Below are 13,828 nucleotides of genomic sequence, written 5' to 3'. Positions count from 1 at the left end.
AACAAAGCATGACCGAAACTGCCGAAATAACAAAAGAACCGAAAATTTCCGCTATCTGGATCATTCCGGCAATTGCGCTGTTAGTGGGCATGTGGATGTTATACCAATACCAAGCTAATAAAGGCCCTACGATTTTTATCGAAATGCCACAAGCCGAAGGCATTATTGCAGGTAAAACTGAAATAAAAGTACGTAGCGTAAAAATAGGCCAAATTGATCATGTTCGACTATCAGATACCCAAGACAGCGTTATTGCCCGAGCGCAAATAGACAAAAACTACAATAATTTGTTAACTGATGATGCTAAAATTTGGGTCGTAAAACCACGCATAGATGAAACAGGTATTAGCGGAATGAGCACGCTATTGTCTGGTGTATATTTAGAGTTTTCGCCAGGTGAAAGTAAAGAATTAAAAGAGCGTTTTCAATTACAAGATGAACCCGCCCTTATTGGTAAAGATGTAAAAGGCGGCCGTTTTAAATTAATGAGCTACAGCGCTGAAGTACTTGATGTAAGTACCGGTATATTTTTCAAAAACTACAAAATAGGTCAAATAGAAACCGCCACTTTTGATTGGGAAAACCAAGCAATGAAGTACGGCGTATTTATTAAAGAACCATATCAAAACCTCATCACCAATAACTCTATTTTTTGGGTAAACGCAGGAATAGAAATTGACCTGTCTGCCGATGGAATAAATATTAATACAGGTTCTTTAAGCAAGCTTTTAAAAGGCGGTATTTCGGTTGGCTTACCTGAGCAACAAGCCCCAGGCGATATAGCTGATGATGGGTATAGCTTTTCACTAAGTCAAAGTTACAAAGAAGCACTTGAGGAGCGTTTTTACGATTTTGATTACTACCTAATTGAGTTTGAACAATCAATTAGAGGGTTACGCACAGGTGCTCCAGTAGAGTATAGAGGCATGCGCGTAGGTACAGTGGTAGAAGCCCCAGCCAATGTAATTCTTGACGGTAAACCTGCACACTTTAGAAATAACAGCACCGCTGTGCCAGTATTAATAAAAGTTGAATACGGACGCTTGTATCACGATAGCGCCTCGGCTAAAGAGTATTGGCAAGGCAGTTTAAAAGGCTGGATTGAAAGTGGTATGCGTGCGTCGTTAAAGCCAGGTAATTTATTAACAGGTGCTGTGTATGTTGATTTTGATATATACCCCGATGCACCACAAGCTCAACTAGGTAAACTTGTACAGTATGATGTTTTTCCGAGTATTTCTAGCGGCATAACCGTATTAGCAGACCAAGTCTCTGACGTACTTAATAAAGTAAATAACTTAAAAGTTGAAGATAGCTTAGAACAAATGCAAGCCACATTTACCGATTACCGAGCGCTTGCTAATGAAATGCGAGAGCTGCTAAGCCAAAAAGATACACAAAACTTACCAGGCGACTTTAACCGTAACTTTGAAAAGATGACAAAAAGTATGGAGCAGTTTGAAGTAACCATGCGCCAATTTGATAAAACTATGGCCAGTTACCAAGCAGGCTCTGAACTTCATCATCAAATACAGCAAACGTTAAAAGAATTTAAGCGTTTAAGTGAAGGCCTACAGCCACTTACTCGCGGTTTGAACGAGCAACCTAATATGCTAATTTTTGATAAATCATTACCAGCAGATCCAAAACCAAGGAAGCAATAATGAAATCGTTATTTTTAACTGCAAGTTTATTATTACTATTGGCAGGTTGTAGCTCATCAATACAAACTGCGACACAGTATTATCAGTTTGAGCAGCCTATTGGTGCATCATCTCGAAACGTTGCAGATACAGATGCGCAACTAAGAATACAAACTGTTGTACTTAGAGGCGCTTTAAATAATTTGGGCATTGCTATGAAAATAGATAGCAACCAAATACATGCTGCTAATTACAACCTGTGGGGTGAATCACCTGATGTAATGCTTACTGCAACAGCCCAGCAAACACTTTTTAATGCTATGCCTAACTGGATGGTGATAAAGGGTTTGCCTGTCATTACTGAACTCGATCAACAAACGTTTTATGAACTTGAATACGAAATTCACCACTTTAATGGCGATATGCAAGGTAACGCTGATATTTCAGGGCTTTGGCGTTTATATTACACACACCCTGAAACAGGCCGACGCCTAATAAGTATTCATAACTTTTCAAACGTAGTAGCTATTGATGATGACGGCTATGACGGCCTGGTTTCAACGCTTGAAAATACATGGCTAAATATAAACCTAAATGTTGCAAAACAAATAGAACAAGCAAGACTTTAATCATTACGTGAAAATATAATTACGGCGGTTTTATCATCAATTACCGCCGTACCTTTCGCTTAAAACTCCTTCTTTAATAATTTCACCTTGCTCAACACTCCGCGCCACAAAAAAGTGAGCCATATGAATCACACTATTAAAGCCGCCTCTAATAAACTTTATCAATTTATGTATTTTTTTATTGACTGAAATTAAAAAGCAGATTATTTTTGCGCCGATGTTTTTACAGGCACAACAATAGCGGTTTGCACTCCTTGCACTCCTTGCACTCCTTGCACCGTCTGGCGCCAAAGCCAACGCGTTTCACTTAAACTGCAATTTAACATAACTGTTTATGTGTTCCTCCCTCGCGTACAAAAGCAGTGACTTGGAAAATGATTTAACAACAAACTTATCATCTTCTTTGTTTTTGTATAAGCAGCTTAAAATTAATACTTTTTAATTTTTATGCATGCTTTTAATTTTGTGAATACTTAAATGCTTGAACCTTCTGCGTTGAGTTTACTACCACCGTTAGTGGTGGTTGTATTGGCTGTTGTATTACGCCGCCCTATTTTATCTTTACTTATTGGTGCGTTAGTTGGTTTAGTTATAGCCGATCCTGCTCAGGTGCTTACTAACTTTGCAAGTACATCGCTAAAAGTGATGACAGACGAAACTATCGGCTGGCTAATACTTGTATGTGGTGGTTTTGGTGCACTCATCGCGCTATTAGTACGTACAGGTGGCGCGTCGGCTTTTGGTAAGTTAGCCCTTAAATACACCAAAGGTAAACGCTCATCTTTGTTTATGACCTTTTGCTTGGGTGTGGTTATTTTTATTGATGACTACTTAAATGCGCTTACCGTGGGTGAAACCATGAAAGGCATTACCGATAAATTTAAAGTTAGCCGCGAAATGCTTGCCTATGTTGTTGACTCTACTGCCGCACCAATCTGTGTACTTGTCCCGTTATCTACCTGGGCGGTATTTTTTAGTGGCTTATTGGTAGATAACGGTATTGCTGAAGAAGGCAAAGGTATTGCTGTTTATATTCAAGCTATTCCGTACATGTTTTACGCCTGGTTTGCAGTGCTTGTTGTTTTACTTGTTGTGTTGGGTGTAATTCCTGCGATTGGTCCAATGAAAAAAGCAGAACAAATGGCGCAAATTGAGCAAGCTCAAGTCGATCCAGTTCAATACAATGATGTTCAAACAGCGGATGAATATGCTGTAAAAGCAGCTGAAGAAAACTTTGTAGATGCCGATCCTAAAGGTAAATTACGTAATTTTTTAGTGCCGATTATTTTACTGGTCGCATTTACTGTTTACTTTGAAATAGACGTATACAAAGGCTTACTAGCAACAATGGCGGTGACTCTCCCGTTTTATGCGCTACAAAAGTTAATGAGCGTAAGTGAAATGATTGAGCGCATGCTTGATGGCTTTAAAAGTATGATCCCCGCTATTGGTACTGTTATAGCGGCGTTTATATTTAAAGATGTATGCGACTTAATTGGTTTGCCTCAGTTTGTTATTGGTAGCTTAAGCCCTTATATGACCGCTGGATACTTACCGGCTGTGGTGTTTATTTCGATGGCTATTTTAGCGTTTGCAACTGGGTCTAGCTGGGGTATTTTTGCTGTATCAATTCCAATTGTTATGCCACTGGCAAATGCGGTTGATGCAAACATCCCCTTGGTAATTGGGGCGCTATTATCGGCTTCTTCTTTTGGTAGCCAAGCGTGTTTTTACTCAGATTCAACCGTACTTGCAGCGCAAGGTTCTGGTTGTAACTTAATGAGCCATGCCGTTACACAATTGCCATATACACTGATTGCTGCGGCACTTGCCGTAATAGGCTTTTTAATAATGGCTTAAATAGCTTAATAAATAAAAACCCCAATGTAGCAATACATTGGGGTTTATTTTTAGCTACATAAATAAAGCTTATTTTTGTAATTTAATACCATTGTAATAGGCATCAAGCGTTGTGATTTTTGTTTGATTAGGTAAATCAGCAAAGTCACTTTCTATAAACTTAGTCCCGCGTAACTGCACATTTAAACGTGCTGCATTAGGGTTAAGCATTGTTTGCTTGTAGTAGTCTTTTATATCTGCAAGCGTTACTTTTTCAACTTCATCAATCAGCTTTTGCTTAGAATCAAAGGTAAAGTTTTCACGGTACCAATCGCTTATAAGTGGGCTCATTTCGTCACTTAAGTTTTTAGGCTGTTCTTTAAGCGATACAAGGGTTGAATTTTTAAGTTGCTCAAACGTCTCTTCGCTCATGTTATCAAGTTCAACTGCGTATTCTTTTTTAAACTTATCAAAACGAGCTTGTATTTCTTTAGGCCCTTTAACCGGTGTTTGTATAAACAAACCAATAGCTGAGTAATCTTCAATTGGGCGAGCTAACGCGCCTACTGCGTATGCAAGTTGTTCCTCTGTACGCATTTTATCAAACGCAACTGTTCTAAAGTGGCTTTGTAATACAGCTGCTTCTGCTTTTTGCTTGTAACCCGCAACTGGATGAACGGTCATATCAACCACAGCTACATCGGCTACATCAATATCTTTTTGCAGTACCAGCGTTTCGCCCGGTTGTGGCAACCATGCTTTGCTTCGCGCAAATTCACTGTGTTTATGATTACTTGGTAATGTTGCGCTTAGCTCTTTTGCAATTGCGTCTATATCTTGCTGATTGTAGTTACCGTAACTAAATACGCGTAAATCGTTTTGTGCAAACGTAGCTGTTTTTAATTGTGCTAAGTCGGCAACACTCAGTGAGTCAGCAGCTTTAATAAGCGCATCTGTATCAAAACCACCTGTACGCGTTAGTTTTGAATATTCGCCAAATGCTTGTGCATACGGAAACTGTTTTTGTTGATTTAGTAAATTACGTTTAAAGCGATCAACTGCTTGGCTAAATGCTTGTGCTGTTTCATCGGCTTTTAATCCGGTTAAAGCTTGTTTAAGTAATACATCTTGTTTATCTGTAAAACCACTCATAGATAAAACAAGACCGTTACTCGGTGCTAGGCTTACGCTCATACCTGCGATTGCTGCTTCGGTACTTAACTGACTTTGTTGAATATTATATAAATCAGCCCAAACAGAGTATAAAACTTCTGCTTTAATGTCGTTCAAACCCGGTTGGGTATTTATATAAACTTCAACAAGCCCTTTTGGCTGCTCTGCAAATTTTTGACTTGCTTGGCGCCATACTTTTATACCATTTTTATCGTAAGCAAGCTCAGGGTGTTTTTGCTCTTTAAAAGCTTGGGTTTTTATTGCAAAGTTTTCAGGTAATAAATTGTTTACAGTTGGTAATGCTAACTTAAACTCGCTTGGCTTTTTCCAGCTGGCGATTTCATCATCGCTAATATCACTGATGCGGTACTTGCCGTCGTAAAAGTGTAGTTGTGAGTCTGTCTCTTCTTTCTGCGATACATACCAAATACGAAGAGTATCGGCATTTAACTGCTTAAGTACGTTATTTACAGCATCTGCATCAAATTTTGCATAATAATATGGCGCATTAATAGCGTGATTTAACGGATAGTCTTGCATGCTTTGCGTAAGCGAGCTTACATAATTAAACTCATCACCTTTTTCTAAAAACTTAAACTGGTTATTTAGCGATGTACGAATTTCGTTGAAGTACTTGCTATCAACGCCTTCTTTTTTAATTAAATCGATGTACTGCATAATAGTCGCAACTATTTCGTCACGATTTTTCATGCCTTCATCTGTAAGCTCTACATTTACATTTAACGAACCGTAGTTGCCATATTGATTTGGTGCAGCTGAAGCTGAAAGCTGAGACACCCACCCTTTGTCGCGAAGCAGTTGCGCTGGGCTGCCCGGCATTTCATTACTTAGTAAATACGCTACAAATCGGTTTGGTTTAAGTGCAAATTCGCTATTATTATTAGCAATGGTGAAATCAAGTTGTAGCTGTTTTACATCTTCATTTGGTGCATAAAACACGCGTTTTCCGCCAGCGTTATCAAAATCAAGTTTTGCAGTTACTGTTGGTTTTTCTATGTTTTTATTTTTTATATCAGCAAAGTATTTTTGTGCTTTTTGCTCCATTTCAGAAATAGGTAAATTAGAAATAAGCGCTACTTTCATAATATTTGAAGAGTAATATTTATTATAAAAATCAACCGTTTCTTTGTGAAGAGAACTGTTTTCTTTATCACCAAGTGTTTCTAGGTTACCAATTAAAAAACGATTAGCGGGGTGATCGCCCATCATTTTACGCGCGAGTTTAAATTGACCAAAAAAGTCCATTTCGCGGCGCATTGACCACTCTGCATTTACTGCATTTTTTTCTTTATCTGTGTACTCAGGGTATAATTTAGGCGCTTTAAAAAAGTCAGAAAAACGATCTAGCCCTTCATCAAACGCATCGTTGTTAATTTTAAACATGTAATTAGTAATATCGAGCCACGTGTAAGCATTGTGCGCGCCACCATTTTTGGTCATAAAATCAGAATACCCTTTTGTGTCTGGGTAACGATCTGTGCCTAAAAACAGCATGTGCTCTAAATAATGCGCCATACCTTGTTGCGACATCGGGTCGTGCAGTAAACCAACACCTACGCTTAGTGCCGCTGCTGATTTTTCGGCGCTCGGATCAGACACTAAAATAACTTCAATGTCGTTTGCTAATTTAAGTGTTTTATATTCGCGGTTATCGTTAGGGCTTACGACCAACGAATCTGATAATAAAGAGGCCTGAGGCGCCACAGAAACCGAAGCCGTATTTGAACAACCACTTAAAACTGCAAGTGCAATAGCACTAAAACCAATAATCTTTTTCATTTTTGTTTTCCATTAAAAAGTATTGCGCAAAATAGCGTGCGCCAATTCAAAGCAATATAGTTAAGCTAAACTAACATTTTCAATTAATAATTTTCTACAAAATAACGCTATTTTGTGTAACACATTGTGAAAAATGTCTTCATAATCGGATATTAGTTGCGAGTCTACCAATCTTCCGTGATTGAAATTCACTCAATATAAAAATATACACAAACCCTAAATAATAATAAGGAAAAACAATGGAAAAAATCATCATACTTGCCATGTTTGTACAAGTTACGCTTTCACTGGTTGTCATGCTCATTATGGGTAAAAGGCGCTTTGCCGCAGCTAAAAACAAACAGCTAGATTTAAGTGATTTTAAAACAATGCAGTTAGATAAGGCTGGCGACACTATTAGAGTTGCAGATAGAAACTTTTCGAATCAGTTTGAAATACCTGTGCTTTTTTACGCGGGATGTTTACTTGCACTGCAACTAAATAGCGCCAGTACACTTGTGGCTATACTGGCCTGTTTATTTGTAGCAACCCGTATTGTGCATAGTGTTATTCATTTAGGTGAAAATAACGTACGAGCACGTTTTAAAGTGTTTTTATTTGGGTGTATTTGTGTGTTTACAATTTGGCTGGCAATGGTTTGGCGAGTACTGCTTTAAACAGCTCATGCTAATACCAATTCCATTAAGTATGTGGTCTAAATTTTACGCCGAAAAAACAATTCAGTTCTAGGCGCAAATTGATGTAAATGGTTGTTCCCTATGCGAAATTTACAACAAAGAAATGGGTTGTTTTAGCAAGTAAAATAGATCAGCTATTTATTGGAATTAGTATAAGTAGTAATATGGAAGGCAATTTATGCCTGCCATATTACTATTGATTAGATTATTTAGCACGTCTCAAGCGAGGAAGCACAAGTAAAAAAGCGCCTAAAAGCCACCCTAGCCCACCGCCAGAACTACTATCTGAGTTTATTGGTGCACCTGAGTCAATTAACGTATTTTCAGTTACAGTAAGGCCAGCAGCAGAATTTGGATCATCATCCATCACGGTTACACTTTGAATAGTTACTAAATTAGCACTGCTGAAGCTTACATCACTGCTTGAGCATTGCTCAGCGGTAATATCAACAACCGGCATATCGTTGCAATGAACCAGTGCTGCAATTTTATCTAAAGTCGACTGACTCGCTGCTGTTATTTGCCCAAACACAGTAAAACCGCCGTTTTGTGTATCTAGCGCTGCACTTCCTGCGCTGTTATTAGCCATATTAAAAAACCACTGACTTGTAGCGCTATTTTCATTTCCTGATAACTTAGCCATTGCAATGGTGCCTTTAACGTTTGAAAAAACAGGCTCATTTTCTACGGCTGGCTTTGTAGTAATCGAATCTAATGAATCAGAGTATGTAAATCCACCACCTTGAATAACAAAGTTACTTATTGAACGGTGAATCACTGTTTCATTATATGAATCGTCTTGAACATAACTTAAAAAATTGGCGACTGTTTTAGGTGTTTGTTGATCAAATAGGTTAATTTCTATCACACCTTGGCTCGTGTTCATTTCTATAATAGTGGCAGTACTTGTAAAACTAGCTGCGGCGAGTACTGAGCCAAGTAAGAGTTTTTTCATGTTACATCCTGTTGTTATATTTATTTAAATAATTGTTAATACAAGTAAGTTAATATTATTCAGTTAAAAAATCGATAATAAAAAGGTGATTGATACAAATTAGACCGCCTCGATAACATTTAAATTACATTTTATATATTCTTTTAAGTTATAAAAATAACTTTACCAAAGCTAAATCGTCTTTCGTTAAAAAGTACTTTTGTTAGTATTTATCAAAATCTAAAAACTAGGTAATACACATGCCAGACAATAAACACACAATTTGTGACTTTGGTTTACACAGAGGCGAAGCTTACACAAAGCTACCTGCCAGCTTTTTAACGTGGATGATTGCAGCAAACCATGAAAAATCTGAATATGCGAGTAAAGAGTTAAAGCGCAGAGAAATTGCTGCGACAAGCCGTAATTAAGATGAAATGTAAATAAGTACGTTTTTTTCGCATAAAACTAGTTTAAACTAGCCGCTCAATAAATTAAGTGGGCCTTAATAGACAGGTATTTTATGCGAATAATTATTTTATTTTCAGTTTTTTTAAGCGTACTTGGGTGTACATCGGCTACAACCGACTCAAGTGTAAGTAACTCTCCTGCAACTCAATATCTTACTGTACTTCATACTAACGATAACCATGGGCGCTTTTGGCACAACGAAAAAGGCGAATATGGTATGGCAGCGCGTAAAACGCTGATTGACTCTTTACGCAGTAAAGCTCAAAAACAAGGTCATGCGGTATTACTTCTCTCTGGTGGCGATATTAATACGGGTATTCCTGAGTCAGATTTACAAAAAGCAGAGCCTGACTTTAAAGGTATGTCTTTGATTGGTTACGATGCAATGGCATTGGGTAATCACGAATTCGACAACCCTATTGATGTATTGAAGCAACAACAAAAATGGGTAAACTTTCCTTTTTTATCAGCCAATATATTTGAAAAAAAATCAGGTGAACACGCGTTTGATAGCTATAAAATATTCAAAAAAAATGGGTTAACCATTGCAGTAATTGGTTTAACAACAACCGACACAGCTAAAATTGGTAATCCTCAATATATTGGGCACTTAGAGTTTAAAGACCCTGTTGACGTTACAGCAAGCTTAGCTAAAAAAATAAAAGCTAAATACAATCCTGATATTACAATCGCCCTGACTCATATGGGCCATTATGTTGATGCTAACTTTGGTATTAATGCACCGGGTGATGTAACACTCGCTCGCTCATTGCCTGCAAACACGCTTGATATGATCATTGGTGGTCACTCTCAAGAACCTGTATGTATGAGTGAAACGAATGTAAATGACGACAACTTTAAACCAGGCTTAGCCTGTAAACCAGACCAACAAAACGGTACTTATATTATGCAAGCCCATGAATGGGGTAAGTATGTTGGTAAAGCTGAGTTTAAACTTGAAAACGGTAAATTAACGTTACTAAACTACAAACTTATGCCAGTAAATTTGTATGTAGGTAAAGTACAAGCTGATGGCTCAACTAAAGAAGTGCTAGCAAACGAGTACATTAAACCAGACTCAAAACTTGAATCTTATTTAGCGGTATATCAAGCAAAAGGTGCTAAACAAATTGAAGGTACCATTGGTGAAGTTGATGCTCGCTTAGAAGGCGACAGAAACAAAGTTCGCTACCAACAAACTAATCTTGCGCGCGTAATTATTCAAGCTCAAATGGATGTAGTAAATGCAGACTTTGGACTAATAAGTGGTGGTGGTATTCGCAGCTCAATAGAAGCGGGTGAAATAAGCTATAAAGATATTTTAAAGGTGCATCCTTTTAAAAACCGTATTACTTATATGGATTGGCAAGGCAGTGATTTATGGGATTACTTAAATACAGTAACGAGCTTCCCACCGGATGCAGGTGCTTACTTACAGTACCATAAGCTATCGTTTGAACGTAAAAATGGCCAGCTAGTTAATGTGGTTATTAATGGTCAACCTTTGAATAAAAATAAAACGTACCGTATGAGTCTAAATAGCTATAACGCATCAGGCGGTGATGGTTATCCTACGCTTACAAATAAAAAAGGCTTTGTTAGTACAGACGAAACAGATGCCCAAGCGCTACAAGACTTTATATCAAAAAACAGCCCTCTTAAAGCGGCTGAATTTACCCCTAAATAAATCAAGATAATAGGAAAGTGACTGTGTTACTTTCCTATTATTTCAATATTGCCTTTTCTAATATTTGCCAGCCCATAACTATGCAGTCGAGAACGCGAACCTTCTCCATACGCTTTGGGGGGATAATATAACTCTTTCTCTTCAGGACATTCGTTAAGCACTTCATCTAATGCCGCACGTATTTCACTCAAGGTTTTTTCAAGACTATTATTAAAGTTAGGTCTTTTTCTAACCGTGTGACCAAGCTCAATCAACCTATAAAAATACTTGTTAGCAAGCTCTAGCAGCTCCTCTGGTACATTTTTATTATGACTAAGCGTTACAGCATCATTATTTGTACAATACTCTACAAGTGCTAAATAAAAGCATAATGGCTTATTAGCTAAACACATTTTTTGTTCTGGATTACAGCTACTCGATAGTGTTTTATCGTTAAGATCAACAATAAGTACAAGCGGCGTAGGCTCAGTAATTGTTTGATGCTCTGTATTAATCAATTGTTTATTACTTTGCTTAATAAACGCAAATTTTATCCAAAAGCTAACCAACACACTTAAAACAAAAAACATTAAATAATAAATAACATGACTTAACGTAAAGTGAGTGTGCTTAACGCTAAATACAACTAATACAAACCCGCTGTTTGTACTCAAACTACGTATTATTTGGTTGGGCTTTATAGGTGTTACCATCTCGCTTTTGGGTGCAATAGTAACAACCCTAAGATCATCCGAATCGATGTAGCTATTTAAGGCTTTAATGTAGCTATTAACCGCGTCTTTATTGCCTGAGTGTTTAAGCAGCTCATTTGATAAATCAAGTAAGGGTAAGTCGAGTGCTATTTGCTTCTCTATTTGAATTATTTTTTCTTTAACTACTTGCTGGCTTTTTTGAGTTACAGAAATATAAAAAACAGACGATAGAATTAAAAATAAACATAGTAAAACAAGTGATTGCTTATATTTACTCATCATCAGCGTCCTCTTTTAAGTTTACTGAGCTAGCACCACAACTCCAAAACGGCTGCACATTTTGATAGTAGTGCAACCTTTGATCTTTAGACATAGCAAGTAAGTTTTCCTGAACTGCACACAACAAATCAGTATTGTTTTGCTGCATTTTTAAATACCACCTTGTTCCAGAAATATTATTACTCAATGGCGTAATATAGTTTTTTGAAAAGCGTTTTTCGTCACTCTCTTTCCAAAATGAAGCAATAATATCGACTTTTCCGTCGGCGAGTAGATCACGTAATTCATTATGAGAACTAGCATAGGTAATTTTCAAATTAGCTAAATTAATATCCAGCTCTTTAAATACCTTCTTTGGTAATATGTGCCCTGAGCGGCTAGTTGGATAATCAAGCAAACCTATACGCTTATCTAAAAAGTACTGTTTTGTGATGCGAGGTTTTTCTTTAGACGATATAAAAAAGGCAGTGTAATCAGAAAAGCCAACAACGGGCTGGTAGTTATAAGTCGACTCAGCTTTGAAGGCGGCCATAATATTATTTTTAGCTAAAATTAAGTCAGCAATTCCTTTACCAACAAACTCAAAGCTTTCTGCGGTTCTATACCCCCAATACCCTTTTACAGAGCCATATTGTTTAGCCACTACGTTATCAGAACACAAATTCTGTGTTAATAACTTGGCTATTTTTTTCGATTGCATGAAAATAATTAGCTGGTCTTTATTACTTGTTGCTGTTGTTTGACATTCTGTTGAGGTTTCAATCATAACTGGAAAGTGCAAATCATCGTTGTACACACTAACTTGACCGCAAACCCACGTAACGATCAACAATAGAAACAAAAATGTAACAATTAACATTTTGTGCAACACAATATTTTTAAAATTCAAAGTAATGCTACTCAAAAAAAGACTATATTGTGCATTTGAACAATTTTGCTTACTTATTACAACAAGTAATTTTACCTGTCAAACATAAACCATTGATTTATATAAAATCTAAATAAGAAACTATGAATTTTAATAAGTCCTTCCTATCAACGCAAAAAGTGAGGACAATTGACCGCATTAGCTTATAGCAACCCCATGAAATATTCATTTAGGAAGTTCTAATGCATAACAGTATAAAGTACTCGATATCCTCTGCACTTTTGATTAGTGCGATATTCACAAGCGCCGACTCACATGCTTGGGGTCAAAATGGCCATCGTATTGTAGGGCAGATTGCACAATCTCATATAAGCGAAACAACTAAAGCAGCAATTAAACCTTATTTAGATGGTGAGTCACTAGCTCAAATATCAACGTGGCCTGATGAAATGCGCTCTGCTCCTGGTGAGTTTTGGCAAAAGAAATCATCTCGTTGGCATTATATTAATGCAGCACCTGGTAAGTCTTTCAGCTTCAACCACGAACATACTAAAAACAAAGAATCTGTAAGTAATATCCTTGAAGGTATTCACTACTCAATGCAGACACTTACAGATACCAATAGCACGTTAGACGCTAAGCAATTCAGTTTACGTTTTTTAGTGCATTTAGTAGGTGATAGCCATCAGCCATTTCATGCAGGTAGAGGTGAAGACAGAGGTGGTAACCGTATAAAGGTTTCATTTTTTAATGAAGAAACAAATCTTCATAGCCTTTGGGATACAAAGCTAGTTGAAAACGAAAACTTGTCGTTCACTGAATACGCGCAATTTATCGATACTAATAACAGCGAGTTAATTGCACAGTATTTACAAAGCTCTCCTAAAACTTGGGTTGAAGAATCGCACAACTTAGCAACAAAAATTTATAAGTACACCAACGACGAAGTTGGGTACAGCTACATTTATAACAATACGCCTATCGTAAAAACGCGCTTACAACAGGCGGGTATTCGATTAGCTGGATTATTAAATGCCTTATTTGACCCTTCTGCAAAAGAGTTAGAAACAGCACTAAAAATGACAACTGACAAATAAACTGTATTAAATTTATATAACCTACACACGGGAAATCAA

The 13,828-nt window shown here is 37.2% G+C and carries 11 protein-coding genes; 7 read left to right on the top strand and 4 right to left on the bottom strand.

Annotated features, from left to right (window positions below; all coding sequences use genetic code 11):
• Positions 1-8 precede the first annotated feature (8 nt).
• The 3 genes from pqiB to PX700_RS14860 all read left to right on the top strand — a co-directional run bounded on the left by pqiB (position 9) and on the right by PX700_RS14860 (position 4,132).
• Complete coding sequence (gene pqiB, locus PX700_RS14870) at positions 9-1,664, top strand: intermembrane transport protein PqiB (protein ID WP_166420044.1); 1,656 nt, start codon at positions 9-11, stop codon at positions 1,662-1,664.
• Positions 1,664-2,272: a PqiC family protein gene (locus PX700_RS14865; RefSeq protein ID WP_479521114.1), complete on the top strand. Its 609-nt coding sequence runs from the start codon at positions 1,664-1,666 to the stop codon at positions 2,270-2,272. Before pqiB ends, PX700_RS14865 begins: the two co-directional genes overlap by 1 nt.
• A 477-nt stretch (positions 2,273-2,749) precedes the next feature.
• Positions 2,750-4,132 carry a Na+/H+ antiporter NhaC family protein gene (locus PX700_RS14860; protein WP_479521113.1) on the top strand — a complete coding sequence of 461 codons (1,383 nt, stop codon included), beginning with the start codon at positions 2,750-2,752 and terminating at the stop codon, positions 4,130-4,132.
• A 69-nt stretch (positions 4,133-4,201) separates the two neighbouring features.
• Here the strand turns inward: PX700_RS14860 and PX700_RS14855 are convergent, their stop codons facing one another.
• Positions 4,202-7,084 (bottom strand): insulinase family protein, encoded by a 2,883-nt coding sequence (locus tag PX700_RS14855; protein ID WP_479521112.1) that lies wholly within the window; start codon positions 7,082-7,084, stop codon positions 4,202-4,204.
• 239 nt (positions 7,085-7,323) lie between these two features.
• Between PX700_RS14855 and PX700_RS14850 the strand changes: the two genes are divergently transcribed.
• Positions 7,324-7,740 carry an MAPEG family protein gene (locus PX700_RS14850; RefSeq protein ID WP_415637113.1) on the top strand — a complete coding sequence of 139 codons (417 nt, stop codon included), beginning with the start codon at positions 7,324-7,326 and terminating at the stop codon, positions 7,738-7,740.
• Between the two features lie 226 nt (positions 7,741-7,966).
• On the opposite strand, the gene PX700_RS14845 is transcribed toward PX700_RS14850, so the two are convergent.
• The gene (locus PX700_RS14845) at positions 7,967-8,716 is read right to left on the bottom strand and encodes a peptidylprolyl isomerase (RefSeq protein WP_415637114.1); all 750 of its coding nucleotides are present in this window, start codon (positions 8,714-8,716) and stop codon (positions 7,967-7,969) included.
• A 239-nt stretch (positions 8,717-8,955) separates the two neighbouring features.
• Between PX700_RS14845 and PX700_RS14840 the strand changes: the two genes are divergently transcribed.
• Both PX700_RS14840 and ushA read left to right on the top strand, forming a co-directional pair.
• Positions 8,956-9,126 (top strand): hypothetical protein, encoded by a 171-nt coding sequence (locus PX700_RS14840; RefSeq protein WP_415637115.1) that lies wholly within the window; start codon positions 8,956-8,958, stop codon positions 9,124-9,126.
• A 92-nt stretch (positions 9,127-9,218) separates the two neighbouring features.
• Positions 9,219-10,853 (top strand): bifunctional UDP-sugar hydrolase/5'-nucleotidase UshA, encoded by a 1,635-nt coding sequence (gene ushA / locus PX700_RS14835; RefSeq protein ID WP_479521111.1) that lies wholly within the window; start codon positions 9,219-9,221, stop codon positions 10,851-10,853.
• 26 nt (positions 10,854-10,879) lie between these two features.
• Here ushA and PX700_RS14830 read toward each other — a convergent pair whose 3' ends face one another.
• Together PX700_RS14830 and PX700_RS14825 are read right to left on the bottom strand one after the other, a co-directional pair.
• Complete coding sequence (locus PX700_RS14830; protein WP_415637351.1) at positions 10,880-11,824, bottom strand: hypothetical protein; 945 nt, start codon at positions 11,822-11,824, stop codon at positions 10,880-10,882.
• A complete protein-coding gene (locus PX700_RS14825; RefSeq protein WP_415637117.1) occupies positions 11,817-12,683 on the bottom strand; it encodes a type 2 periplasmic-binding domain-containing protein in 867 nt (288 codons plus the stop codon). The genes PX700_RS14830 and PX700_RS14825 overlap by 8 nt, the downstream gene beginning before the upstream one ends.
• Before the next feature lie 251 nt (positions 12,684-12,934).
• Here PX700_RS14825 and PX700_RS14820 point away from each other — a divergent pair, with 251 nt between their 5' ends.
• The gene (locus PX700_RS14820) at positions 12,935-13,789 is read left to right on the top strand and encodes a S1/P1 nuclease (RefSeq protein ID WP_415637118.1); all 855 of its coding nucleotides are present in this window, start codon (positions 12,935-12,937) and stop codon (positions 13,787-13,789) included.
• The last annotated feature ends 39 nt before the right edge of the window (positions 13,790-13,828 follow it).

This window comes from Pseudoalteromonas sp. TP27 (genome assembly GCF_056470645.1).
Note: the sequence above shows the minus strand (reverse complement) of the source record. Positions and strands in the feature narration are given on the sequence as shown.

Excerpts from the sequence above, each read along its gene's own strand:
- PX700_RS14825 (WP_415637117.1), bottom strand. The coding sequence starts at position 12,683 with ATGTTAATTGTTACATTTTTGTTTCTATTGTTGATCGTTACGTGGGTT.
- PX700_RS14840 (WP_415637115.1), top strand. The coding sequence starts at position 8,956 with ATGCCAGACAATAAACACACAATTTGTGACTTTGGTTTACACAGAGGC.
- PX700_RS14865 (WP_479521114.1), top strand. The coding sequence starts at position 1,664 with ATGAAATCGTTATTTTTAACTGCAAGTTTATTATTACTATTGGCAGGT.
- PX700_RS14850 (WP_415637113.1), top strand. The coding sequence starts at position 7,324 with ATGGAAAAAATCATCATACTTGCCATGTTTGTACAAGTTACGCTTTCA.
- PX700_RS14845 (WP_415637114.1), bottom strand. The coding sequence starts at position 8,716 with ATGAAAAAACTCTTACTTGGCTCAGTACTCGCCGCAGCTAGTTTTACA.
- ushA (WP_479521111.1), top strand. The coding sequence starts at position 9,219 with ATGCGAATAATTATTTTATTTTCAGTTTTTTTAAGCGTACTTGGGTGT.
- pqiB (WP_166420044.1), top strand. The coding sequence starts at position 9 with ATGACCGAAACTGCCGAAATAACAAAAGAACCGAAAATTTCCGCTATC.
- PX700_RS14820 (WP_415637118.1), top strand. The coding sequence starts at position 12,935 with ATGCATAACAGTATAAAGTACTCGATATCCTCTGCACTTTTGATTAGT.
- PX700_RS14855 (WP_479521112.1), bottom strand. The coding sequence starts at position 7,084 with ATGAAAAAGATTATTGGTTTTAGTGCTATTGCACTTGCAGTTTTAAGT.
- PX700_RS14830 (WP_415637351.1), bottom strand. The coding sequence starts at position 11,824 with ATGAGTAAATATAAGCAATCACTTGTTTTACTATGTTTATTTTTAATT.
- PX700_RS14860 (WP_479521113.1), top strand. The coding sequence starts at position 2,750 with ATGCTTGAACCTTCTGCGTTGAGTTTACTACCACCGTTAGTGGTGGTT.